This window comes from Bacillus xiapuensis (assembly GCF_002797355.1).
Classification (GTDB): Bacteria; Bacillota; Bacilli; order Bacillales; family Domibacillaceae; genus Bacillus_CE; species Bacillus_CE xiapuensis.
On sequence record NZ_KZ454939.1, the window covers coordinates 1,719,672 to 1,742,810 of the forward strand.

The following is a 23,139-nucleotide window of genomic DNA, read 5'->3' on the forward strand; positions in this document are numbered from 1 at the left end:
TCATATTTTATCTCTAAATTCATTTTTTATCAATGATTTGGCTTGTGTCTTGCCTCTTCTTTCTCTCCTCTGTACTTCCTCCAGCCAACATAAGACAACGTCGTCATAATGATCCCGCCAGTGATTCCAATCACCCATCCAAGAGAAGGCTGAGGAACTTCTTCTTGATGCATCTCACGAAAGATGGTATCGACTTCCTTTTCAAGCCTTTCGATATCTTCTGCTGATGCCCCTTCGTTTAACAGCCTTTCCCGAAAATGATCTACGTAGCGGACATGATTCTCTAATGATGCCAGCCGGCCGGCCGGGATATCCAGCTGCAAACTGGGCTGAAGCATATCATAATGAGCTAAAAAGGCATTTAATGATTCATGAAAACGGGAATGATCGGCACTTGAAGAAGATTTCTTCAACTCGTTCAGTGAAGTCATAACCGGTTTTTCCATCCGAATCCACAGCGGCTTATAATCAGAGCTGACAGCGTTCACAGCTAAGCGAAATGCCGTGGCTCTCTCTATGCATTGCTGCTCTTTCCCTTCAGGCGATTGCATGAGCTCATACGCCTGCTGGCGAGCCTCTGTAATAACAGCCCATTCCTGTTCTGTGATTTGATCATTTTTTCTTTGTGCCCGCACTTGTTCGCGCTGAAATGTTTCTAACAGCTCTTTAGATTGATGATAGCGGCCAGCTTTAGTAAATTCTAAAATTTGCTCGGATAAATGATCTAGCTTAAGAAGGCGAGAATCTATACTCTCTGCCTGGCTGTAAATGGGAAGCGCAAAAAGTAAACAAACTAGTAGCAGGTGACCGATTCTTTTCATCTCTCTCCCTCCTCAACTCCTCTTATACTATATGCAGGCAAAGAAGAAACGAGAAGAGAAAATTGGCGGAACGGCCAAGCCTGATACCTATCCTTTAGCAGGAAAACGCCATTGCAGGCGGTCTTTTCTTACCCCCACATACCAAGCAAGCAATATGGAAAAAATGCTGAGCCAGAAAGTAAAGTATCCGATCTTTTGAATATATAGATTTAGTTGTGAATAGACGGGATATTGCATAAATACATAATCAATGATTTCATTATGCACTGTCCAAATGGCGGCTGCAGCTAAATGCCAGCGCTTTATGCGATAAAAAGGGGCATATAATAAGCCTTGAATGGCCATCCCGAGGTGAGAAGCCATCAGCATATACCCTTCCCATGGCAAAAAGCCGGTCACTTGAAGAGTCAGCAAGTTCATAATAACGGCCCAAATCCCGTATTTAAACAGCGTAATGACCGCGAGCGCTTGCATCAGTCCCCATTGCTTGTTGATTAAAAACCCCAGCAGAACAAGCACAAAAAATAAACTGGCGGTCGGGCTATCCGGCACGAATGGAAGAAAATAAACCGGCGTTCGCTCCAGCTGCTCCCCGTACCACATATATCCGTAAACTGTTCCGGCGATATTGATGACAAACAACGCCCATAAAGTTATGCGATTGGTGACTATTTTATACAAATTGTGCAAGAAACCGCCTCCATCTTCCCCATATCTCTTTTTTATTCCGTATGTAAGTTGCCTTTGTCTCCACTCTTAGCATAAAGCGGAGAACAAGCAGTCTAAGCGGGAAATCACAGCACCTAAATGCCCGATTCATGCTGGCCTGAACGATGCAGTTGACAAAAGCGGATGCTGCATGGTTAGCCTTTGTTTTTCTTTTCAACAGCAAAAAATAAACGCTGCTTGAACGTTCATTTTATTATACTGAAAAAAGGATGCCCCTACAAAGTAGAGCATCCTTTTCCTTACTTCGCTTCTAAACCCGCGATGTATTCAGCCATTTTCTTCAGCTCTTCATCGCTTCCTTTAAAGATTCCGGCGGGCATAGCGCCGCGTCCGTTTTTAGCAATGTCAGCGATTTCTTCCGGCTTTAATCCAGTGTCTACGAGAGACGGATTCGCTCCGCCGCCTGTCAGCGTATCTCCATGACAGGCGATACAGCCGTTATCCTGATAAATTTTGTATCCCTCGGCTGTTTTGTCAATCTCAGCTTCCTTCTTAATTTCCCCTTGAGCTTTCGCTGCCTCCCAGTCATGTGTCACAACCGATTCCCATGTCAGGAAGACGATGGAAGCCAAGGCAAGAAGCATGAATCCGGTAGCAAACGGCCGCTTAGTTGGACGCCGTTCAGGTCCGCGATCAATAAACGGCGCTAAGAAAAGACCTCCAAAAGCCAAACCTGGAATGATAAAAGCTCCAATGACGTTGTACGGCCCCGATGCGTAAGTGTATTTCAAAAGCTGATAAAGAAATAAGAAGTACCAGTCTGGAAGCGGAATATACCCCGTATCTGTAGGATCCGCCACACGCTCAAGCGGCGATGGATGAGCGACCGTTAAACATAAATAACCGATTAAGAAAACGGCGCCTACCATCCACTCTTTTAATAAAAAGTTCGGCCAAAAGGCTTCTGTTTTCCCTGGATATTCCGAATAGTCTTTCGGAATATTGGGCTTGCGCTCAGCCGGGATGCGCGAATCACCAACGAATTTCATCCCTTTTCCACGATGCATAGCGTTCCCCTCCTTTTATAATGATGCGCTGTATGTTCGATCTTCAGCTTATAACGGGCCAGAAATGCCTTGTTTACGAATCATAATGAAGTGGGCTCCCATTAAGCCAAGCAAGGCGGCCGGCAGGAAGAACACGTGAATAGCAAAGAATCGTGTAAGCGTTTGAGCGCCGACGATATCAGAATGCCCCGCCAGCAGGATTTTCACCTGTTCCCCAATAAACGGCGTGGCGGCCGCAATCTCAATGCCTACTTTCGTTGCGAATAGCGCTTTCATATCCCAAGGCAACAAATAGCCTGTGAAACCAAGTCCGAGCATAACGAAGAAAATCAATACACCAACGATCCAGTTCAATTCACGAGGCTTCTTGTAAGCACCTTGGAAAAATACGCGCAAGGTATGTAAAAATATCATTACAATGACTAAACTCGCACCCCAGTGATGCATGCCGCGTACGATCATACCAAATGCTACTTCGTTTTGCAGATAATAGACAGACTCCCAAGCGTTTTTGATATCAGGAACATAGTACATCGTTAAAAACATGCCTGATAAAATTTGAATCACGGTGACAAAAAACGTCAATCCGCCAAAGCAGTAAACAAACGCGGAAAAATGATGCGCAGGGTTTACGTGCTCAGGCACTTCATGGTCAGCGATATCGCGCCACATCGGTGTAATATCCAAACGCTCATCAACCCAATCATAAATCCTGTTAAGCATGCATTACGCCCCCTTTACACGATATTATTTGGTTTTGGCTTGCCTAGCTGAAGGAAGCCGTCTTTCACTTTAGTTGGATAAACATCCAATGGTTTTGTTGGAGGTGTTCCAGGTACGTTTTTTCCATTTTTCTCATACAAGCCGTTATGGCATGGGCAGAAAAACTGGTTTTTGTGGTTGTTTCCCTCCCAGTTAACCGTACAGCCTAAATGCTTACATACAGGTGATAGAGCAACAACTTCGCCATTGTCGTCTTTGTACACCCAAGCTGTTTGTGTCACCTCGGAAGTGTACCACGCATCTTTTTGTTCGTAAGAGAAATCAACGCGCGTTGGAGTTTTACTTAATTCATCAACTTTTTGCTGCGTTGCGTGAAATTCTCCCTTGCCGCCGGCTTCCAGCACAGGATCTACTGCGAAGCGAACCATCGGCATTAACATCCCCGCCGCCATAAACCCGCCTACTCCTGTCAAGGTGTAGTTAAGGAACTGGCGTCTTGAAACACGCTGTTTACTCATTCTAATCCCCCCTCTATCATGAGCTGTGTCCAGATTGGACTGGATAAAATTGCACAAATATAAACTAGGACATCATTATGATAATCCAAACTCTTCCTTTGGTCAATATCCACTCCCTTTAAAAAGGAAAAACGATGTAAAGAAATTCCGAAAACAGCTTAATTTTCCTGCCATTTATGTACAATGATACGGACAAATTGCTTCGCTTGTTCTTCAATGAGCGAATATTTATAAGAATTCTCCATATGCTCGAGCGGAACGGAAGGCACCCATATGAGCGTTCCATCGATCGCTTCCTCCATCAGCTTCCAGTCGCTGTCGGATGTGAAAAAGAACTTATGGCGAAACCCCGCATCGCTCATCTCGTCTGCCCATTGATTAAGAGCTGCTGCCTTTTCTTCTCCTTCTTGCTTGCGCCTGTATGAGAATGGGGGGACGAGCAGGATTCTCCCTCGGAACTGCTTTTCAAGCAGCTCGGTTAACAGCTGAATAAATTCAAATTGCGAAGCCGCCTCCTTCATGTCGCCCGAAAAAGAAACCGGAACGAGCGGCATCATTACTGTATCAATATACTCTTTTTGCTGCTGATAAAGCTCCGTATCCTTTCCATTCCAGTTCATCATCATCACCTCGCTTTCATCATATCATGCCTGCTTTTTCCAAGCCACTTTTCAAAAAATTAAAGGGTGTTCAAGCTGCGGGTATTTTCCTTCATGTCCCGCTTAGCCTTTCGGCACCCTCTCCTTTCTTGAAGGGAGCGACCTCTTACATGCGGGATAAAAGACCGAAACCTTTTAGGATGATTCTCATCAGCGCAAAAAATAGAACCATCTGCCCTAAGCGCAAATGGTTCAATTCAAGCGTTTTAGCTGCTCTGTCAACTGTTGAAAAGCTTCTTTATCATATTGATCCAGCGCTTCATCTATTTTTTGCAGCAGGCGCTCCTTCTGAAAGCGGTAAATACTATCTTTCAAAAACTTCTCTGCCAAAGCCTTATCTTTTTCTGTAATTCTCAAATGCTTTGGCATGAAAGGATTTTCCTCCAATACTGCTGCATATTGGTGAGAGGCGTTTGAACCGCGGAATTTTAACTCGATAAAAATATCTTCATCCTTATTTAAGCGAATATCATGAAAAGACTTTTCAGCATCTGTCGTCATGACATTTTCTTTAAAAAACCGAAACGGCGCACTGTCAACACAATGCGTGGACATGATCATGCCTCTCGGACAGTATTGGGCGTCATCAACAAAATGAACTCTTTCCATCAGCTGATCATGGCTCATTAAATAGTTTAATATCCAGACGGATTCCCGTCTTTTTAACTGAAAATGGTTTAAAAACCAGCGGATAAAATCTTTCTTCTCATGAACAGATACAGGGGCAGCCATTGATAAAACCCTCCTCTGCAAGGAATAGTATTTGCCTATTAATCATCCTTCAGCCGTTCAACTAATGCGATCCACTCTTCATTGGCCGGGTCGCCTTTTAACAACTTTGTAAAAATCTCAGACGCCTCTTTTCGCCGGCCTTCTTCCATTAAGAAATAGCCGTATTCTTCGAGAAATGTATGATTGCCGTTAAAGAAATTATATGCTTCTTGGTAAGCTTTTAATGCCTGGCTGTATTCTTCCATTCCATTATATGCTTTCGCTTGGTCCCAGATAAACTGCGGATCGGAATCGCCATCTTTTCTAGCCGCCAGCGCAATCTCAAGCACATCTTCATACCGCTCCTGATGCAGCAGCAACTTGTTCAGCGTCAGTCCGGCCTCAGAATATTCAGGGTCAAGCGCCAGCGCTTCCCGAAAATAACCTTCCGCCTCTTTCTCTTTAGACAGCTTTAAGCATAATTTTCCGGCGATGAAATAAAGCTCCTTATGAAATTCATCGTGACGAATTCCCTCCTGGGCCGCCTCAAGCCCCTCTTTGGCCTCTTCTTCACGCTCATACGCTTTTGCCAGATACAAGTAAATGGAATGATAATCAGGATCCAACGCTTTCAATTCATTGAATTTTTCAATGGCTGTTCGGTTGTATCCTGCTTGAAAAGCTGTAAAAGCATAACCGAATAAAGTGTTGATCTCAAGCTTTTCTTTCAGCGCTTGGTCGTAATGCTCCAGACTTTCTTCGAAGGCTCCCCCGGCGCTCAGCCCTTCCGCCAGCCGCTGATGAATGAAAACTCCAGCTATTTCTTTATGCCCTGCCGCGATCAATTCACGATAATAACGAATCGCTTCAAGAAACTTCCCTTGCTCCAAATACAATTCAGCTAACGCAAATTGAATAACCGGTTCGTCCGGCAGCAAACGGCGGGCAGCAAGCAGCTTTTGTTCACTCACTTCATATAATCCCTGCATTTGATACAGATCGGCTAGAAGCAATAATGCTCTCGGGTAGAATTCATTCGATTCGTCCAATTGATCCAGCTGAAGCATCGCCTCCTCTTCCTTGTTCATCTCCACCAGCACTTCGGCTAATAAAACGCGCAATTCCCCTTCGCCGGGATATTTTTCTGATAACCCTTTATATAGTTCGTGAGTTTCAGCTAAAAAGCCTAAGTGATACAGCTCCTCGGCCAAGAAAAACTTCTCTTCATCCGTTGAGAATGATTGAACTTTTTGAAATAAAGCCATCGCCTGCTGATCGGCCCCCTGCTTTAAACAATCAAGCATTTGTTGTGCATAAGACATATTTTCGATCCCTTTCTTTCAAACAGCCTGCTGCCCTGCAAAACAAGACCGGCCAGCATTTGTTCTGATACTGTTATCATAATGAAAGATGGCCCTGTCAGCAACTTTTTTGCCGTTCTCTGTTACATACATTCTCCACTTTCATTCAATTTCCTTCTTCAATAGGAAAAGGAGCTGAGAAACGACCAGCTCCTTAAACCATTATTGGATCAACCGCTCTAAATCGCAGAAAAATTCCGGATAAGAAACAGCAATGGCCTCAATGTTGTCTATGATCACCGGTTCTGAGGCGATCGCAGCTGCAACAGCCAGCATCATGCCGATGCGGTGATCTCCATAAGAGGATACACGCCCTCCAGTCAGCGGCGTTTTCCCGTGAATAATCATGCCGTCCTCGGTCGCTTCAATTTTGGCTCCCAATTTTTTCAGCTCGTTGACGACCGTATCGATCCGATTCGTTTCTTTTACTTTTAACTCTTCCGCATCTTTAATGACCGTCTTTCCATCAGCCTGTGTAGCCAGCAAAGCAATAATCGGAATTTCATCGATTAACCGCGGGATTAAATCTCCGCCGATTTCGATTCCCCGCAGCTTGGAACTGCGGATCCGCACTGTGCCCATTCCTTCACCAGCGGTTTCATGCGGCTTGACTATCACATCAGCTCCCATGGCCGTCAGCACCTCTATAATTCCCGTTCTCGTCGGATTCAGCCCGACATTCACCAGCTCCACTTCGCTATCCGCAGTAATGGCGCCGGCAACGAGAAAGAAAGCAGCGGAAGAAATATCTCCCGGCACATATACTTCTGTGCCCTTCAATGGTTGTCCGCCTGCAACTACAATTGTCCGTCCCTCTCGCTTCACCTCGCCTCCAAACTGCTGAATCATTTTCTCCGTATGATCCCGCGTCGGAACAGGCTCGGTAATGCGCGTTTCTCCCTCTGCCTGAAGTCCCGCAAACAGCAGAGCTGATTTGACTTGAGCGCTCGCCACCGGCAATTCATAGTGAATGCCTGCAAGCGGCGCACCTTGAACCGCGAGAGGTGTGAAGCGGCCATTCTCGCGACCGGCAATACGCGCTCCCATTTGTGACAACGGAATGACTACGCGGTCCATCGGCCGTTTAGCAATGGATTCATCCCCCACTAAAACGGAATGGAACGGACGCCCAGCTAAAATGCCCAGCAGCAATCTCGTGGTCGTTCCAGAGTTGCCGGCATCCAAAATCTCCTGCGGCTCAACCAGTCCGTCCCAGCCCTTGCCATGGACAATGATCTCATCCTGCGTTTCTTCTATTTCCACACCCAGCTTGCGAAAACAATCAATTGTGCTTAAGCAATCTTCTCCTTTTAAAAAATGGCGAATAGTCGTTTTGCCTGCCGCCAGTGCTCCGAACATGACCGACCGGTGTGAAATCGACTTATCTCCCGGCACTTCAATTGTTCCCTTTAAGGCGGGCTGTTTTAAATTTAATTCAATCTGCTTCATTGCGCACCCCACTCTCAAGCTAAAAACAAATCGTAGTTGGTTCTCTTTTCTAAACAGCTTTTGGCTCGTGAGCGATCCTTCTCACTTTGAAAGCTGATGACCAGCACGCCATACACATCCTCACGCGTCTCCATAATGCGGATATTGGTAATACTGATCCTCTCATTCGCCAAATAAGCCGTCACTTCTGAAATAATCCCTGGATAATCAGGCACATCTACATACAAATCGTAGAAGGCGGGAATCGCTCCCATTGATTTTGCCGGCAATTGATCTCGGAAAGCCTTTGCCCGATTAAAATAGTCATATAAACGGGGACCGCTTTCTTTTTCCAGAAGGTTGATTACCTGCTCCATCTCCTCTTTCCAATGCTGCAATAGTTCAAGCAGCACCTCTTTATTATGCAAAGAAATATCTCTCCACATTTCCGGGTTGGAGGAGGCTATGCGCGTGATATCCCTAAAGCCGCCGGCTGCCAGCCGTGAGACCAATGAGTTCTGCTGATTATAGCGCTCCGCCTGATGAACAAGAGAAGCGGCAATCACATGGGGAAAGTGACTGATGACCCCGGTTAATTCATCATGATCTTCTGCCGGCAATTCAATAATCTTGGCTTTCGTACCTTCCAGCCACTTTTTCAAAACGGCCAATGGTTTTTCATCCGCTGAAGCAGCAGGGGTCAGTAAGTAAAAGGCGTTTTCGAATAATAGTTCTTTTGCAGCGGCAACGCCGCTTTTATGCGACCCGGCCATCGGGTGCCCGCCAATAAACGATATGCCTTTCGCTGTTAACTGGCGGGCGCAATCCATAATCTTTTTTTTCGTGCTTCCTGTGTCCGTGATGACCACATCTTTTTTCAACTGCAAATGAGCCAGCTGTTCAATCATTGCTTCCGTTTGCACAACGGGAACAGCGAGTATAATTAAGTCCGCTTGCTCCGCTCCGTCTTTGAATGATTCCGCTCTTCTGTCAATGACACCCAGCGCTTCAGCCAGGCGCAATTCTGAATCGCGAATATCATATCCAATCACTTCAGCTTGCGGATGGGACTTTTTAATATTTTTGGCCAAGGAACCGCCAATCAGCCCCAAACCGGCAATAAAAACCTTTCCTCTCATCTTGTCTCCCACCTGCTACTTAACAGCTCTGTCAGCTAGAAAGCTTTTCATCGCTGCCATGATGCCGGTATTTTCTTCTGCAGATCCGACAGTTACCCTCACAAACGTCGGAAAACCAAGCGCTTTTCCTGAGCGGACAATAAATCCTTTTCCCATTAAGTATTCAAATACTTCATCGGCATCGCACTGAAAATCAATTAATATAAAATTCCCCTGTGAAGGATAGTAGAACAAGCCTTCCTCTTGGCAAAAACGGTAGTATTGCTCCAGCCCTTTTCGATTTTCTTTACGGCATACGCTAATGAATTCTTGATCAGCCAGCGCGGCGGCAGCGGCTCCTTGCGCCAATTTATTGACGTTAAACGGTTCGCGGACCGGCTCCAGCAATTGAATAACCGCATCGGATGCAAAGCCGTAGCCTACCCGAAAGTTAGCCAGCCCATAAGCCTTTGAAAATGTTCTTGTGACTAATACATTCGGATAGGTTTGAATGATCTCAAGAGCGTCATAATAATCGTCTGCCACGACATATTCGTAATACGCTTCATCCAATACGACTAACACGTCCTTCGGCACCTGATCCAGAAAACGGACAACTTGCGCCTTTGTTAAATGAACACCGGTAGGATTGTTAATGCTGCAGAGCCAGACAACGGCCGTTTGCTCATCGATCGCCGCCAGCATAGCATTCAAATCATGCGCTCCGTCAACCAGCGGAACCTCCCTTACTTCCGCCCCATCTACGATTGCATTGTGGCGATATTGCGAAAACGTCGGGTAAGCCATCACTGTATTTTTGCCCGGCTCAAGCAAAGCCCGCGAAACGATTTGCAGAATTTCATCTGATCCATTGCCAAAGATCAGCTGCTGTTCCTGTATGCCAAGCTTTTTGCTTAATGCGGAGCGCAATCCAGTTATATACCCGTCCGGATAAATGGCAAAGGATTCCGCATAGGATTGAATGTATTCTTTCACTTTTGGAGATGAGCCAAAAGGATTTTCATTGGAAGCCAGCTTAACGACGCGGTCCAGGCCGTATTGCTTTCTCACCTGCTCAATGGAACGGCCGGGCTGGTAGGCTTTTAAATTGATAATTTGATTTTTCCATTTCATGTTTTTTCCTCCATTGCTTATCTATTTTCAACGGACTGAATGGTCTTGCTTATGCAGATCAGGGCGAAGGCAAACCGCCTTTTCGAGATAGATATGCTGAATGTCTGTTTGCAGTGCTTCCGTATTTACATGCAACATCACTCGAATGCACTTTTGTAAACTGCCGGGTACCGGCACCTCATTCATACACATTACCGGCACATAATCCCAGCCATCGAACCGCCTTAGCGCCTTCGCCGGAAAAGCCGCATTCAGATCATCTGTTACGGATATGAACACGGAGCAAACATTTTCAGGTGCAACTTGATTTAACCGGATCATTTCACGCAATAGCTTTTCTGCTGCCAGGACAATCGCGTCTTCTTCATTTCTTTCCACAGTAATGGCTCCCCGAATTCCTCTCACCATTTCGCTGCCTCCCTCCTGACGAATTGGTCCACTTCCTGCAATTCGCTTTTATTCATTTCACAGATTACGGGCTGGCCAACCGCCTGCAGCAAAACAAAGCGGATCGTGCGGCCGATCGTTTTTTTATCGCGTTTCATCAGCTCATAGAGCTCTTCAAACGAATGGCCATTATTGAGATCTAAGCGATAACCAAGCCCGGTTATCCAGCGGCAAAACCTCTCCAGATCAAAGTCCAGATGCTGCTTCATGCGGCTGGCTGCCAAAGCAAAAAACATCCCGGCAGCAACAGCCTCGCCATGCGTGACATGGCCGTAGCCTATCTTGGCTTCAAGAGCATGGCCGTATGTATGGCCAAAATTCAAAAACGCGCGCACTCCCTGCTCCCTCTCATCCTCTTTGACCACCTTGCCTTTGATTTCAATCCCCTTTTCCAGACAATATGCTAAAAACCCCTTGTTCATTTGCTTAAAATCGGTTATTTTTTCCATCAGTTCCCGCAAGAATGATGGGTCGGCGATCAGCGCATGTTTAATGACTTCAGCGAACCCTGAGCGGACTTCCTGTTCAGGCAAAGTCTCTAAAAAACGTGTATCATATACGACAGCTTCGGGCTGATGGAAGTGACCGATCATATTCTTGCCTAGCGGATGATTAATGGCGACTTTTCCGCCCACCGCGCTGTCATGCGCCAAAATAGTCGTTGGAATTTGCACGAAACGAATCCCTCTCATAAAGCTGGCTGCGACATAGCCGGCCAAATCTCCCGCTGCTCCCCCGCCAAAAGCAAGAATGCAGGATTTTCGGTCAAGTCCCTTTTCAAGGGCGTAAGTTAAGCATTGTTTGTAGCAGTCAAAGGTTTTGGCCGATTCTCCTTGAGGGACAGACAGCCATTCAAAAGGAACCGTTGCCGGCAAAGCTCGTTTTAAAGCCTTTCCGTGCAAGTGAGCCACATGCTCATCGGCTATGACGAATAGCTTTGTTGTCTCTTTTAAAGGGCCATCAAATAATCCTTTCAATTCCTGCAGCGCTTTAGCACCGACATAGACCGGATAAGATGTATTCGAAGTATGAATCATCAGCTTGCGCATGATTAAAACTCCTTTGCATATTGCTTGAATTCTTTAACCGATGCAACGAGAGCATCCATCCGGTCGCTATAAAACTGGCTGACGATCGCGGAGGCCAGCTCCCAAGCAACTGCGGCTTCCGCTACGACAGCGGCGGCCGGCACGGCACAGCTGTCCGAGCGTTCGATGCTAGCTGTAAATGTTTCTTTCGTATCAACATCCACACTCTCCAGCGGCTTATACAGAGTCGGTATCGGCTTCATCACCCCGCGGACCACAATCGGCATCCCGTTCGTCATGCCTCCTTCGAAGCCGCCGAGTCGATTCGTTTTGCGGTAATATCCCTTTTCTTTTTCCCAAGCGATCTCATCGTGCACTTCACTGCCGAATTTTTCGGCTGCTTCGAATCCAATCCCAAATTCCACACCTTTGAAAGCATTTATGCTTACGATAGCGGCAGCAATTTTGGCATCCAGCTTTTTATCATAGTGAACGTAGCTGCCAATCCCCGCCGGCATCCCTTCCACGATCACTTCGACTATGCCGCCAATGGAATCACCATTTGCTTTTGCGTCATCAATCGCCTTCATCATTTTGGTCTCCGCTTCCTTGTCCAGGCAGCGGACGGGAGAATTTTCACTGCGTTCCTGCAGTTCGGTAATGGTGTCGAAAGACCCTTTCTCTGACCGAATTCCTCCTATTTCCACTACATGCGAAGCAACGTGGATATCTAAAAGACGAAGCAATTTTTTTGCTACGGCTCCAGCCGCAACCCGAACGGTTGTTTCACGGGCAGATGAGCGCTCCAGCACATTTCGCATGTCCCGGTGACCGTATTTAATACCGCCGTTTAAATCGGCGTGGCCGGGGCGCGGGCGAGTAATCTGCCGCTTCACTTCTTCCGCTTCGCCACCCGCGAGCGGTTCGATGCCCATTATTTTCGTCCAATGCTTCCAATCTTTATTTTCAACTGTTAAAGATACCGGAGAACCTAATGTATACCCGTGGCGGACTCCACTTTTGATTTGCACTTGATCCTTTTCAATTTGCATACGCCGGCCGCGGCCATATCCTTTTTGGCGCCGGCTCAGCTCGGCGTTTATATCCTCTGCCACAAGCGGCATTCCCGCAGGCAGCCCTTCAATAATCGCGGTTAATTGCGGTCCATGTGATTCTCCTGCCGTTAAATATCTCATTCTCACTTTCTCCCTTCAACTCGTTAAAGCGGTTATGTAACATAATAACACATTTTTATGTACTTGGCACATGCATTTTACTTTTTGTGAATTTTACCACAATTTCAAGAGCAAGTGTCGAAATTCATGGAAATTTCCCAAAACTGCGGAGTATATAAAAGGAAGGTCATCAGCTGCTGTGACCTCCCTCTCCCCTTCACTTATAATACGCTGGCTTTTTTGACGGCTTTGCGGTAAAAAAAAGTGTCCTCTATTTCAAATCCGTATTCGCCGGGATTGAAAATCTGTTCCGTGCTCCCCACGAAGAAGACGCCTCCCGGTTTAAGCGCGCTGTTAAACTTATGATACAGCTGATCTTTCGCTTCCTCTGTGAAATAAATCATCACATTCCGGCAAATAATCAAATCAAAATTCGTGTCAAAAGAATCCGACAATAAGTTTTGTTTTTTAAAGGTTACCGTTCTTTTAATTTCTTCGGTGACTTTAAAGTAATCTCCTTCCCTTGAGAAAAACTTACTTTTCATCTCGTCCGGTACCTCGGCAAGGGAACGCTCGGAGTATACCCCTCTTTTGGCTTTGTAGATCGCATTTCCGTCAATATCCGTCGCCATGATCGAAATTTGAGACAGCGGTAAAAAATGGGAGAGCACCATCGCGATGGTATAAGGCTCCTCTCCCGTCGAGCAAGCGGCGCTCCATATTTTAAGCCGCTTGTTTTCCTTCAATAAGCGCGGAAAGATCTTCTTCTCCAGCACTTCCCACCGCTTTCGGTTGCGGTAGAATTCTGATACATTAATCGTCAGCCGGTCTAAAAACTCGTTCATTAAGTTGGTATCTTTATTAATTCCGTCGTAAAACTCACTAAACGATTGGAACCCGCGCTTTTCGTATAACGATTTTAACCGTCTCTTCATTTGGGCTTCTTTATACTGACTGAGATCAATCCCCGTTTTCTTCTTAATTCGCCCAACAAAATCTGCGTAGCCGCTCATTCACTCCACCCTCTCACATCTCATGCTTTCATTAATGAATGATCTATTGTAGTTCTTTAGACATATTATAGCGAAAGAATGAAAAGAAAAATAGGACAATTTTGTCAAAATAAAAAAAATACCGCTGCTAGTCAGGCAGCGGCTGATCTTTATTAATAAATCCAGTTGTTCACTTGCTTGCTGTAAGATACTAATTCTTCTTGCTTGAAGAAGATAGCAATTTCTCTTTCAGCGCTTTCCGGAGAATCAGAACCGTGGATGATATTTTTGCCGACTGTAACGCCGAAGTCCCCGCGAATGGTCCCAGGTGCCGCATCTTTAGGATTCGTTGCACCCATCATTTGGCGGGCGGTCGCGATGACATTTTCCCCTTCCCATACCATAGCAAACACAGGGCTTGAGGTAATAAAGTCCACCAGTTCCCCAAAGAACGGACGCTCTTTATGTTCCGCGTAATGCTTCTCAGCAGTTTCCTTAGAAACGTTCATTAGCTTCGCGCCGACCAATTGGAAGCCTTTTTTCTCGAAACGGGCTACGATGTCCCCAATCAGTCCTCTTTGCACGCCATCTGGCTTAACCATTAAATAAGTTCTTTCCATATAATTCACTCCTACATTATGTACATTTTTTAAAAAATAACAACCCTTCAAAAGGGTATCATTGTTTTTCTAGCTTGACAACTTTATCAGAGAAAAATCTAATATTTCCGTTTGCCAATAAATTCAGCAATATCACGCAATGATTTTTTGCTGCGGCTGGCGGGCAGGTCTTTCAGGATGGTCAGCGCCCGGTTTAAATACCGCTGACTTAACGCATGAGCTTGGGCGATCGCATCGCTCTTTTTTAGCAGCTTGATGATTTCACTCATTTCTTCCTTAGTCGTCTGTTCATTTACTCGAGTAATCCGCTGCTTTAATTCGTCTTCTTGCAATGCATAAAGCACGGGAAGTGTAATGTTTCCTTGCAGCAGATCGCTTCCTGCCGGCTTGCCAAGCTCTTTTTCAGTCGCTGTGAAGTCGAGAATATCATCGGTGATTTGAAACGCCATGCCGACATTATAGCCAAATTGATAGAGCTTTTGATGAACAGCTTCCGGAACGCCGGCGGAAATAGCCCCTATTTGGCAGCTGGCCGCGATTAATATCGCCGTTTTCCTCTTAATTCTCCGCAAGTAATCACGCAAATTTTGCTCATAATGATACTTGTCTTTAATTTGTACAATCTCTCCTATACATACCTCGACCATCGTCTTAGATAAAATGCGGTGAGCTTCAATATTGTCGATGCATGTCATATATTCCAGCGACCGCGCAAACATATAATCGCCTGTATACATCGCTACCCTGTTGTCCCATTCTGATTTAACCGTCGGTCTCCCTCTTCTTAGTTCGGCATTGTCAATGACATCGTCATGAACAAGCGAAGCCATATGGATCAATTCTAAAGCTACGGCTGCATTTTTGATTCGCTCAATATTATAATCGCCAAATTTAGCTGCAAGCAAAACAAAAACCGGGCGAATGCGTTTTCCGCCCGCTTGCAGCAAATGTAAAGAGGCATCTCGCAAGGAAGGAGACGAGGAAAAAACCGCCTTCTCCAGCTCTTTTTCAATTAAATCAATGTCCGCCTTTAAAAACGAATATAGCATTTTTAACTTCATGTTTTCACCCAGCTTATTTACTTTTGTTTAAAACCGAAATGGGTTGCTGCCACACCGCCCGTATGCGATTGAAAAGTGACATCGGCAAATCCTGCTTTTCCAAACATATCGGCCAGTTCCTTCATCCCCGGAAATTCCCTCGCGGATTCTTGAAGCCAGGAATATTCTTTATAGCTCTTAGCAAAGACCTTTCCGAATAATGGCATCATATACCGGAAATACATAAAATACATTTCCCGGAAACCGGGCATCGTCGGCTGTGATGTTTCCAGGCACACCGCCATTCCTCCCGGCTTAAGGACACGGTGCATCTCCTTTAATACCTGCATATAATCAGGGACATTCCGCAATCCAAAACCAATCGTAACGTAATCAAATGTATTGTCTTCAAAAGGAAGTTCCATGGCATTCCCTTGAATCATATCCACATAGGAGAGCCCGGCTTTTTTGACTTTGTCTATTCCCACATTCAGCATGTTTTGGCTGAAATCCAATCCGATAACTTTTCCCTTTGGACCGACTGCTTTTGCAAGGGCAAGGGTCCAATCCCCCGTTCCGCAGCAAACATCCAGCACCTTTGCTCCTTCGGAAACGGCCATGATCTCCATTGTTGTTTTTCTCCAGCGCTTATGCTGCTGAAAGCTGATGACGGAATTCATGCGGTCATATTTCGCGGAGATGTTCTCGAAGACAGCATGAACTCTTTCTTCTTTTGATTGTGGCATTCTCTTACCCTTCTTCCGCTAGTGTTTTAATATTCAAAAGCTCGCCTGATAGCATCTCATGCATCCGCGTAATCTGTTCGTTTCCCTGCTCTCTCTTTACGGCAGAATTCGCCGTCTGCCCGGCTTGGGCTATGTATTCATCCAAAGTACGAACCAGGGATTGCTCCTGATCCCGATTCAGTTGCCCTTTCACATGAGAGAACAATAAATTTCGTATGGAATCGGCGATCATCGCTGTTTCTCCTAATCGAACGAGCCGCTTTTCTCTGAGCAATCTTTTCACAAACAGGAAGTGGGAGGCCGTCTCAAAAAGGGACTGGAAGCCAAAAAAGGAGTAGAATCTTTCCACAATATCACTTTCAATTTTGTAGACGCTGTCCATGAGATCGTCTACTGAAAGATGCTCTTTCTGGTACAAAACGACCTTATTTTCGTTAATGCTTTTTACAGCATCAGCGAGTAAGCGGATCATGCGGATGTCCTTCAAATCTGCGAGAATCTGATAATATAAACCGCTGAAGTAATCCCCGGCCAAAACGGTCAGCTGCTGTTTTTTCACTATATTTTCTGAAGAAGCTGTCACTTTGTCGTGGGTATCAAGGGCGATCTGAATTAACATGGCTGTTGTAATGTATTTTCTTATTTCCTCAGCAGCCAGCTGTTCTAAACGAAATGGAGACATCAGTAACTTCAGACGAGTGTCGTCCACTTCCGGCTTATCAATAAACTTTCGCAAATACGAATGCGAAAGCTTTTGCTGTATTTCTTGTTTAATTGCTGTATGTTGCTTAAGCCATTCATTCATCGTCCATACCCCTTAATCCCTTTTTCTTTTTATTGCTTACATCATGTATGTATTATTTTAATTAGTTACTATCATTATAAAACAAACAACATTATATCATATTTAGTCGATAAATACGAATAAATGCAGGAAATCGCCTGAACAATAAATAAGCTGCTTTTCTGTAAGAAAAACAGCATGTTGACTTCATTATTCGTTCGAGTTCCCGCTTTCCGTCTGCCCAAAGCTTGTCATAATCTTCGCTTTTCCGCGGACTTTAACAGCCGATGTATGCTCAGTAAACTGAGCGATCATCACTTCTCCTTCGTCAAGCTTTTCAGAATGGTGAAAACGCGTATCGGATCCCCTCGTTAATCCGATGACATTGACCCCATCCTCAAGCGCCCGAATTACTATATAGTCGGCTTGATTGCTTTTCATCAAATTCACTGCCTTTCCCGCTTCAGCCTTTAATTAAATTTAAGAGTTCAGAACGCAAATGAACGTCTTCTGCATACTTGCCTCTTGCCGCAGTTGTAACCGTTTTGGATCCGGGCTTTTTAACGCCTCGCATCGCCATGCACATATGCTCCGCCTCGACGATTACCATTACTCCATGGGGCTGCAATGTTTCCATGATGGAATCCGCTACTTCAGCCGTAATCCGCTCTTGAAGCTGCGGACGTCTGGCCACGGTTTCAACGGCTCTTGCCAATTTACTCAAGCCCGTTACCTTTCCGCCCTTCGGAAGATAGGCCACATGCGCATGCCCGAAAAAAGGAACAAGATGATGCTCACACATAGAATAAAACGGAATGTCTTTGACCAATACAAGCTCTTCATAATTCTCGCCGAAAATGGTTTCAAAATACTCTTTCGGATCTTTATTTAATCCTGAAAAAACCTCTTCGTACATCTTGGCCACCCGTTTAGGTGTATCTAAAAGTCCTTCACGGGTTGGATCTTCTCCAACCGCTTCTAATATTAAGCGAACTGCTTCTTCTATCTGAGCGCGATTTACATCAGCCATTTTGTTCAATCCTCTCCATCAATCATAAAATTAAGCAAAAAGTCACCATTACCATATAAATAATAGCATATCAAAAGAAAGGAGCAAAGAGAAGCATTCTCTCAAGAAATGCGAAACCATTTTTCCGGAGGATGCGAATGAATGCCGCCTAAAAGCAGCTCAAGCAGGACTGATTCTCCCTAGCTTTCTGACTGTCAAGCACTGAGAGAGCCTGTAAAAGAAGACTTGCTTTCCGTCCGTCTTGCAGGCGGTTGACAAACCCGCTCAAACATTCTAGCCCATCTGACTCAGTAATTGCTCCCGCCGGATCTCCGCCGTGGCTGCACGCTTGGCAGAGAAAGCGGGATGAATTCTGTTCGAATCTACTTAAAAAGGGTGCAGATCAAGCCCATTCCGGACTTGATCTACACCCTAAAAGGAGACCTGCGCGAGGTCTTCTTGTAGCCGTTTGGCTATGTAATTATTTCACTGCATCCTTCAAAGCTTTCCCCGGTTTAAACGCCGGTACTTTGCTGGCTGCAATTTCAATTTCGGCTCCTGTTTGAGGATTGCGTCCTTTACGGGCAGCACGTTCGCGTACTTCAAAGTTCCCGAAACCGATTAATTGAACTTTATCGCCATTTGCTAACGTGTTCTGGATGGCATCAAAGACGGCTTCAACCGCTTTAGTAGCATCTTTTTTGGACAGTTCAGCTGCTTCTGCAACTTGATTAATTAAATCTGTTTTGTTCATGCCATTCACCTCCTCCCAAGGGGCTGTCAACGAAAGTTTTGTATCCTATTCCATTACTTTCATTAGTGAGCTATTTTCCCATTTTATATACATATAAAAACGAAAAAAAGCTGTGGAATCAACGTTTTACGTTAATTCTGTTAAAAGATTATCACATAAGAAATGCCATATCAAGCAGAATCACTTAAGAAATCCATTCTTTCTATCAAACCGCAACAAAATAAAAAAGACCCTCCTCACTAGAGAGAGTCTGAGTTATTGCCTGTTATAAAATAATGGCAATCATTCCGCCTGAGCCTTCATTAATAATTCGTTCGAGCGTTTCTTTTAATTTATACCTGGCGTTTTCCGGCATTAAGGAGAGCTTTCCTTGAATCCCTTCCCTGACAATGGAGCTTAAGTTGCGGCCAAAAATATCAGAATTCCAGATAGACAGCGGATCATCCTCAAAATCCTGCATTAAATAGCGAACTAATTCCTCACTTTGTTTCTCTGTGCCGATAATCGGCGCAAATTCGGATTCCACATCCACTTTAATCATATGAATCGACGGTGCTACTGCCTTTAAGCGCACCCCAAACCGGGATCCCTGACGAATGATTTCCGGTTCATCTAGGCTCATATCTGCAAGCGACGGAGCAGCCACGCCGTATCCGGTCTGCTTCACCATTCTTAATGCATCGGAAACTTGATCATATTCTCTTTTGGCATTGGCAAATTCCTGCATAATCTCCAGCAAATGATCCTTGCCGCGAATATCAACACCGACGACTTCCTTCAGCACTTGATCGTAAAGATCATTAGGCGCAAACAAATCAATTTCAGCAATGCCCTGCCCCATATCCATTCCAGCTAACCCAGCATTTTCGATAAATTCATAGTCATTGAATAATTGGACAACCCGATCGACATCCCGAAGCCGCTTAATATCTTGAACCGTCTCTTTAATAGCTTCCTGATAATGGCCTCTCAGCCAATGATTTTCTTCCAAAACCATTACCCACCCCGGCAAATTGACATTGACTTCATGTACTGGAAATTCGAACAATGCTTCTCTAAGAACATTTAAAATATCGCTTTCCCGCATGCTTTCTACTGACATGGCGAGGACGGGGATGTCATACTTTTCAATCAGACTGTCACGCAGACCGTCCGTATCCGGATGAAAAGGTCTTGCTGAGTTCACAATCATAATAAACGGCTTGCCAACCTCTTTTAATTCCGCAATAATCCGCTCTTCTGCATCTAAATAATTCTCGCGCGGAATTTCCCCGACCGTGCCGTCTGTTGTGATCACCACGCCTATCGTAGAATGCTCTTGAATGACTTTGCGCGTGCCGATTTCTGCTGCTTCATGAAAAGGTATCGGCTCCTCGAACCACGGTGTGTGAATCATTCTAGGACCGTTTTCATCCTCATACCCTTTCGCATCTGGAATCACATATCCTACGCAGTCCACTAACCGAACATTCACCTCAAGCCCTTCATCTACATTAATCGACACCGCCTGATTAGGAACGAATTTCGGCTCCGTCGTCATGATCGTCTTACCGGCAGCGCTTTGCGGAAGCTCATCTACAGCCCGCGCGCGCTCTGCTTCGTTTTCTATATTAGGAAGAACAAGCTGCTCCATAAATTTTTTGATAAAGGTGGATTTTCCCGTACGAACCGCTCCAACAACGCCTAAATAAATATCTCCTCCCGTCCGTTCAGCTATATCTTTGAAGATATCTGATTTTTCCAATTGATTCCCTCCCAACTTTATTCCTTGCTTCTTTTATTAGCTCCTTTGTTCATACAGTAAATTGTATGATGTTGTCCCGCTTTTATATGACTGAAATTATGAAAACAAGAAACGGAAGGCGAACCACAGAAAGCATCTTAAATAAGGGAAGCTTATCAGTGAAGGAACTGTGTTGAAAAGAAGAGCAAGTCGGTCCTCTCAACTCCCTGTTGCAGCGCCTTTATCCTTTGCATCGTACAGGCTCGAACGAATCGGGCCTTAATTGCTCAGATCGCCGATAAAGGCCGCATACATGCGGGACAAAAAAAGAGATGATCCCTTGACTTGTCCCTCTCAGCAGTTATCTCTTACACAGCTGCCATGAGCGAACTCAAGGTACATCTCTATTTATTTCCATATTAATTGGCCATAAAAACGGGCTCATTATTCTTATCCACTGTATACGGCAAGGAAAAAGCAGGGGCAAACATGGAATCTTGTGCAAGCAGCGGCCGAATATCGTCCCCTTTCTCAGGCTTGGTGCCCGTTTTCTGAAGAGCGGCATACAAGTCACTGCTGTAATCTACAAATAAGTTTCCGTCTCCAGTAATAACGATAGGCAAATTATGGTTCGTGTAAGGACTAACCACATAGGGATCTTCGTCGTAGCCGATCTTTTTGAAATCCAATGAATAAACGTTTTGAGCAATCTCCTCTTGATAAGGCGGATATTTTTGTGTCTGAATCCGCATATGTATCTCTCTGATCTGCTCCGCCATGCGCAAATCGATTAATTTAACGGTCGGCTTTTTCTCGACATCAATTAAAACGTATTGATAAATCCCGCCTGATTCAAAGGCGTTCCCCGGCGGTTCTGCCATAAATTGAGGCACTAGCTTTTTGAAATCAATCGGATACTTTTGGTAAAGCGGTGTGTCGGCGTCTTTATTTTTAATCGGCAATAATCCGCCATTTTGCTTTGCAAATTGATTCACAGCAGATTGAACCGATTGAATCTGCTCCTCATAAGGGACTTTATTTTGCGCAAGCTGGTCTTCCGGAAACAGGCAGCCGCTCAATAAAACAGAAGAGATCATTAGTATAAAGGCAATCATTCGTTTTCTCATAAACGGCTCCCTCCTAAGTCCCGCTCGGACCGCTAAATACGATATAAATCATAATCAGTCCGCCGGTAATCATACAAGCATAAGCAAATATAGCTGTAATCGCTTTAAAAAATTTGTGTTTACATTTATAACGGCTTAAATAAATCGCAATGACCGCTAGAATCATCAGCCCCATCCCGACAAATGAAATCCACATATTCAACATGGCTGGTGACATCCTCTTACAACCCCTTTCCTTTATCCGACACGATTATATCATAACAGCTGCCTGTTTGGGGATGATGAGCGCATACAAAAAAAGCTGAAGCCACTTTTCCGTCGCTTCAGCTAAATCGACCGCCATATGCTGAAAATGCTGGCTTTCTCACCGGTATTATATGGCCGCTTGTTTGCTTTTGACTCGGCGAACGCCTTGATCATTTCAGATTTTGACGATCCTCGTAAACATTCACTAAATCTTCCATTTCATTTGTTTTCATGCGCGCCATTAATTCATCCACTGCGGATTTCGGATCTTGTTCTTTAAATAAAATGGCATGCAGCGCCTGTGTGATCGGCATTTCTGCTTGATATTTACTAGATAGCTGACAGGCCGCTCTTGTCGTGCGCACACCTTCCACGACCATTCCCATGTTTTTCAGCACTTCGTCCAGCTTATGCCCCTGCCCGAGCATATGTCCCGCTCGCCAATTGCGGGAATGAACGCTTGTACAAGTCACAATCAAGTCCCCAATACCCGCTAAGCCTGAAAAAGTGAGCGGATTCGCTCCCATTTTTGTGCCTAAACGGGCAATTTCCGCCAGCCCTCTAGTAATCAAGGCCGCTTTAGCATTATCGCCATATCCTAGCCCATCCGATATTCCGGCCGCTAACGCAATAATATTCTTTAGCGCTCCGCCAATTTCCACACCGACTATATCGGCGTTCGTGTAGACACGGAAATGCTGATTGATAAAAAGATCTTGTATTTTCTCGGCCGCTTTCATATTTTTAGAAGATACGGCGACTGTCGTTGGGTGGCGCAGACTGACTTCTTCCGCATGGCTCGGCCCGGACAGCACCACAATATCAGTATAAAGCTCCCGCGGCATCTCATCTTCAATCATTTCGGAAATGCGGAGCAGTGTATCCGGCTCAATTCCTTTACTGACATGAACAATCAAGAGCGGATCTTTGCGCACGTCCCGAATGAAACCAAGCACTTCCCGAATTGCCTTCGTCGGTACTGCTAAGATCATGACTTCCACCCCGTCAAGAGCACGCTCCAAGGAATCATAGCCAATGATATTGTCGGGAAGCTGCACTTTTGGCAAATATCGGGAGTTCGTATGAGATTCATTGATTTCTTTGATTCGCTCACGCTTATGAGCCCATAGGCGAACTTCATGGCCGTTGTCCGCCAATACGATGGCTAGAGCCGTTCCCCAGCTCCCAGCACCGATTACAGCAACCTTTTTATTTAATTCCATGTTTATTCACCAGCTT

26 protein-coding genes are annotated in these 23,139 nt (G+C 45.2%); all 26 read right to left on the bottom strand.

Annotated features, from left to right (window positions below; translation table 11 throughout):
* Nucleotides 1-29: 29 nt before the first annotated feature.
* On the bottom strand, nt 30-821 hold the full coding sequence (locus tag CEF20_RS08530; RefSeq protein WP_100331404.1) for a sporulation protein YpjB: 792 nt from the start codon (nt 819-821) through the stop codon (nt 30-32).
* A gap of 87 nt (nt 822-908) precedes the next feature.
* Nucleotides 909-1,511, bottom strand: coding sequence for a lipoprotein heptaprenylglyceryl N-acetyltransferase LhaT (lhaT, locus tag CEF20_RS08535; RefSeq protein WP_100331405.1), 603 nt, complete (start codon nt 1,509-1,511; stop codon nt 909-911).
* A gap of 278 nt (nt 1,512-1,789) precedes the next feature.
* The gene (locus CEF20_RS08540) at nt 1,790-2,557 is read right to left on the bottom strand and encodes a menaquinol-cytochrome c reductase cytochrome b/c subunit (protein ID WP_100331406.1); all 768 of its coding nucleotides are present in this window, start codon (nt 2,555-2,557) and stop codon (nt 1,790-1,792) included.
* Between the two features lie 48 nt (nt 2,558-2,605).
* Nucleotides 2,606-3,280 carry a menaquinol-cytochrome c reductase cytochrome b subunit gene (gene qcrB / locus CEF20_RS08545; protein WP_100331407.1) on the bottom strand — a complete coding sequence of 225 codons (675 nt, stop codon included), beginning with the start codon at nt 3,278-3,280 and terminating at the stop codon, nt 2,606-2,608.
* Nucleotides 3,281-3,294: 14 nt separating this feature from the next.
* The gene (locus CEF20_RS08550) at nt 3,295-3,798 is read right to left on the bottom strand and encodes a Rieske (2Fe-2S) protein (protein ID WP_100331408.1); all 504 of its coding nucleotides are present in this window, start codon (nt 3,796-3,798) and stop codon (nt 3,295-3,297) included.
* A gap of 158 nt (nt 3,799-3,956) precedes the next feature.
* Complete coding sequence (locus CEF20_RS08555) at nt 3,957-4,418, bottom strand: YpiF family protein (protein WP_198508480.1); 462 nt, start codon at nt 4,416-4,418, stop codon at nt 3,957-3,959.
* Nucleotides 4,419-4,649: 231 nt separating this feature from the next.
* A complete protein-coding gene (locus tag CEF20_RS08560; RefSeq protein ID WP_100331410.1) occupies nt 4,650-5,189 on the bottom strand; it encodes a ReoY family proteolytic degradation factor in 540 nt (179 codons plus the stop codon).
* Nucleotides 5,190-5,227: 38 nt separating this feature from the next.
* Nucleotides 5,228-6,490, bottom strand: coding sequence for a tetratricopeptide repeat protein (locus tag CEF20_RS08565; protein ID WP_100331411.1), 1,263 nt, complete (start codon nt 6,488-6,490; stop codon nt 5,228-5,230).
* A 201-nt stretch (nt 6,491-6,691) separates the two neighbouring features.
* Complete coding sequence (gene aroA, locus CEF20_RS08570) at nt 6,692-7,978, bottom strand: 3-phosphoshikimate 1-carboxyvinyltransferase (RefSeq protein WP_100331412.1); 1,287 nt, start codon at nt 7,976-7,978, stop codon at nt 6,692-6,694.
* A gap of 14 nt (nt 7,979-7,992) precedes the next feature.
* Nucleotides 7,993-9,096, bottom strand: coding sequence for a prephenate dehydrogenase (locus tag CEF20_RS08575; RefSeq protein WP_100331413.1), 1,104 nt, complete (start codon nt 9,094-9,096; stop codon nt 7,993-7,995).
* 15 nt (nt 9,097-9,111) lie between these two features.
* Nucleotides 9,112-10,209, bottom strand: coding sequence for a histidinol-phosphate transaminase (gene hisC / locus CEF20_RS08580; protein WP_100331414.1), 1,098 nt, complete (start codon nt 10,207-10,209; stop codon nt 9,112-9,114).
* A 27-nt stretch (nt 10,210-10,236) separates the two neighbouring features.
* A complete protein-coding gene (aroH, locus tag CEF20_RS08585) occupies nt 10,237-10,617 on the bottom strand; it encodes a chorismate mutase (RefSeq protein ID WP_100331415.1) in 381 nt (126 codons plus the stop codon).
* Nucleotides 10,611-11,705 carry a 3-dehydroquinate synthase gene (gene aroB, locus CEF20_RS08590; protein WP_100331416.1) on the bottom strand — a complete coding sequence of 365 codons (1,095 nt, stop codon included), beginning with the start codon at nt 11,703-11,705 and terminating at the stop codon, nt 10,611-10,613. The genes aroH and aroB overlap by 7 nt, the downstream gene beginning before the upstream one ends.
* A gap of 2 nt (nt 11,706-11,707) precedes the next feature.
* On the bottom strand, nt 11,708-12,880 hold the full coding sequence (aroC, locus tag CEF20_RS08595) for a chorismate synthase (RefSeq protein ID WP_100331417.1): 1,173 nt from the start codon (nt 12,878-12,880) through the stop codon (nt 11,708-11,710).
* Nucleotides 12,881-13,080: 200 nt separating this feature from the next.
* Nucleotides 13,081-13,872 carry a CheR family methyltransferase gene (locus CEF20_RS08600; RefSeq protein WP_100331418.1) on the bottom strand — a complete coding sequence of 264 codons (792 nt, stop codon included), beginning with the start codon at nt 13,870-13,872 and terminating at the stop codon, nt 13,081-13,083.
* A gap of 152 nt (nt 13,873-14,024) precedes the next feature.
* Nucleotides 14,025-14,471: a nucleoside-diphosphate kinase gene (gene ndk, locus CEF20_RS08605; protein ID WP_100331419.1), complete on the bottom strand. Its 447-nt coding sequence runs from the start codon at nt 14,469-14,471 to the stop codon at nt 14,025-14,027.
* 98 nt (nt 14,472-14,569) lie between these two features.
* Nucleotides 14,570-15,532 (bottom strand): heptaprenyl diphosphate synthase component II, encoded by a 963-nt coding sequence (hepT, locus tag CEF20_RS08610; RefSeq protein ID WP_100331420.1) that lies wholly within the window; start codon nt 15,530-15,532, stop codon nt 14,570-14,572.
* Between the two features lie 17 nt (nt 15,533-15,549).
* Entirely contained in the window at nt 15,550-16,257 is a 708-nt protein-coding gene (locus tag CEF20_RS08615; RefSeq protein WP_100331421.1) for a demethylmenaquinone methyltransferase, read from the bottom strand.
* Between the two features lie 4 nt (nt 16,258-16,261).
* A complete protein-coding gene (locus CEF20_RS08620) occupies nt 16,262-17,062 on the bottom strand; it encodes a heptaprenyl diphosphate synthase component 1 (protein ID WP_100331422.1) in 801 nt (266 codons plus the stop codon).
* Nucleotides 17,063-17,251: 189 nt separating this feature from the next.
* The gene (gene mtrB / locus CEF20_RS08625; protein ID WP_100331423.1) at nt 17,252-17,482 is read right to left on the bottom strand and encodes a trp RNA-binding attenuation protein MtrB; all 231 of its coding nucleotides are present in this window, start codon (nt 17,480-17,482) and stop codon (nt 17,252-17,254) included.
* Between the two features lie 22 nt (nt 17,483-17,504).
* The gene (gene folE, locus CEF20_RS08630; RefSeq protein ID WP_100331424.1) at nt 17,505-18,071 is read right to left on the bottom strand and encodes a GTP cyclohydrolase I FolE; all 567 of its coding nucleotides are present in this window, start codon (nt 18,069-18,071) and stop codon (nt 17,505-17,507) included.
* A gap of 460 nt (nt 18,072-18,531) precedes the next feature.
* Nucleotides 18,532-18,804 carry an HU family DNA-binding protein gene (locus CEF20_RS08635; protein ID WP_100331425.1) on the bottom strand — a complete coding sequence of 91 codons (273 nt, stop codon included), beginning with the start codon at nt 18,802-18,804 and terminating at the stop codon, nt 18,532-18,534.
* A 265-nt stretch (nt 18,805-19,069) separates the two neighbouring features.
* The gene (gene spoIVA, locus CEF20_RS08640) at nt 19,070-20,548 is read right to left on the bottom strand and encodes a stage IV sporulation protein A (protein WP_100331426.1); all 1,479 of its coding nucleotides are present in this window, start codon (nt 20,546-20,548) and stop codon (nt 19,070-19,072) included.
* A 398-nt stretch (nt 20,549-20,946) separates the two neighbouring features.
* Nucleotides 20,947-21,654, bottom strand: coding sequence for a hypothetical protein (locus CEF20_RS08645; RefSeq protein WP_100331427.1), 708 nt, complete (start codon nt 21,652-21,654; stop codon nt 20,947-20,949).
* Nucleotides 21,655-21,667: 13 nt separating this feature from the next.
* Nucleotides 21,668-21,871, bottom strand: coding sequence for a DUF2768 domain-containing protein (locus CEF20_RS08650; RefSeq protein WP_100331428.1), 204 nt, complete (start codon nt 21,869-21,871; stop codon nt 21,668-21,670).
* Between the two features lie 199 nt (nt 21,872-22,070).
* Nucleotides 22,071-23,123, bottom strand: coding sequence for an NAD(P)H-dependent glycerol-3-phosphate dehydrogenase (locus CEF20_RS08655; protein ID WP_100331429.1), 1,053 nt, complete (start codon nt 23,121-23,123; stop codon nt 22,071-22,073).
* Nucleotides 23,124-23,139: the final 16 nt, after the last annotated feature.

Bases quoted from the DNA above. Each gene is read 5' to 3' on its own strand.
- aroH (WP_100331415.1), bottom strand. From the start codon at position 10,617: ATGGTGAGAGGAATTCGGGGAGCCATTACTGTGGAAAGAAATGAAGAA.
- CEF20_RS08550 (WP_100331408.1), bottom strand. From the start codon at position 3,798: ATGAGTAAACAGCGTGTTTCAAGACGCCAGTTCCTTAACTACACCTTG.
- CEF20_RS08540 (WP_100331406.1), bottom strand. From the start codon at position 2,557: ATGCATCGTGGAAAAGGGATGAAATTCGTTGGTGATTCGCGCATCCCG.
- CEF20_RS08555 (WP_198508480.1), bottom strand. From the start codon at position 4,418: ATGAACTGGAATGGAAAGGATACGGAGCTTTATCAGCAGCAAAAAGAG.
- aroB (WP_100331416.1), bottom strand. From the start codon at position 11,705: ATGCGCAAGCTGATGATTCATACTTCGAATACATCTTATCCGGTCTAT.
- CEF20_RS08615 (WP_100331421.1), bottom strand. From the start codon at position 16,257: ATGCCACAATCAAAAGAAGAAAGAGTTCATGCTGTCTTCGAGAACATC.
- CEF20_RS08575 (WP_100331413.1), bottom strand. From the start codon at position 9,096: ATGAGAGGAAAGGTTTTTATTGCCGGTTTGGGGCTGATTGGCGGTTCC.
- CEF20_RS08530 (WP_100331404.1), bottom strand. From the start codon at position 821: ATGAAAAGAATCGGTCACCTGCTACTAGTTTGTTTACTTTTTGCGCTT.
- CEF20_RS08600 (WP_100331418.1), bottom strand. From the start codon at position 13,872: ATGAGCGGCTACGCAGATTTTGTTGGGCGAATTAAGAAGAAAACGGGG.
- aroC (WP_100331417.1), bottom strand. From the start codon at position 12,880: ATGAGATATTTAACGGCAGGAGAATCACATGGACCGCAATTAACCGCG.
- CEF20_RS08635 (WP_100331425.1), bottom strand. From the start codon at position 18,804: ATGAACAAAACAGATTTAATTAATCAAGTTGCAGAAGCAGCTGAACTG.
- ndk (WP_100331419.1), bottom strand. From the start codon at position 14,471: ATGGAAAGAACTTATTTAATGGTTAAGCCAGATGGCGTGCAAAGAGGA.
- aroA (WP_100331412.1), bottom strand. From the start codon at position 7,978: ATGAAGCAGATTGAATTAAATTTAAAACAGCCCGCCTTAAAGGGAACA.
- CEF20_RS08645 (WP_100331427.1), bottom strand. From the start codon at position 21,654: ATGAGAAAACGAATGATTGCCTTTATACTAATGATCTCTTCTGTTTTA.
- folE (WP_100331424.1), bottom strand. From the start codon at position 18,071: ATGGCTGATGTAAATCGCGCTCAGATAGAAGAAGCAGTTCGCTTAATA.
- CEF20_RS08560 (WP_100331410.1), bottom strand. From the start codon at position 5,189: ATGGCTGCCCCTGTATCTGTTCATGAGAAGAAAGATTTTATCCGCTGG.
- CEF20_RS08565 (WP_100331411.1), bottom strand. From the start codon at position 6,490: ATGTCTTATGCACAACAAATGCTTGATTGTTTAAAGCAGGGGGCCGAT.
- hepT (WP_100331420.1), bottom strand. From the start codon at position 15,532: ATGAAGTTAAAAATGCTATATTCGTTTTTAAAGGCGGACATTGATTTA.
- mtrB (WP_100331423.1), bottom strand. From the start codon at position 17,482: ATGAAAAGCAATCAAGCCGACTATATAGTAATTCGGGCGCTTGAGGAT.
- hisC (WP_100331414.1), bottom strand. From the start codon at position 10,209: ATGAAATGGAAAAATCAAATTATCAATTTAAAAGCCTACCAGCCCGGC.
- CEF20_RS08620 (WP_100331422.1), bottom strand. From the start codon at position 17,062: ATGAATGAATGGCTTAAGCAACATACAGCAATTAAACAAGAAATACAG.
- CEF20_RS08655 (WP_100331429.1), bottom strand. From the start codon at position 23,123: ATGGAATTAAATAAAAAGGTTGCTGTAATCGGTGCTGGGAGCTGGGGA.
- CEF20_RS08650 (WP_100331428.1), bottom strand. From the start codon at position 21,871: ATGTCACCAGCCATGTTGAATATGTGGATTTCATTTGTCGGGATGGGG.
- qcrB (WP_100331407.1), bottom strand. From the start codon at position 3,280: ATGCTTAACAGGATTTATGATTGGGTTGATGAGCGTTTGGATATTACA.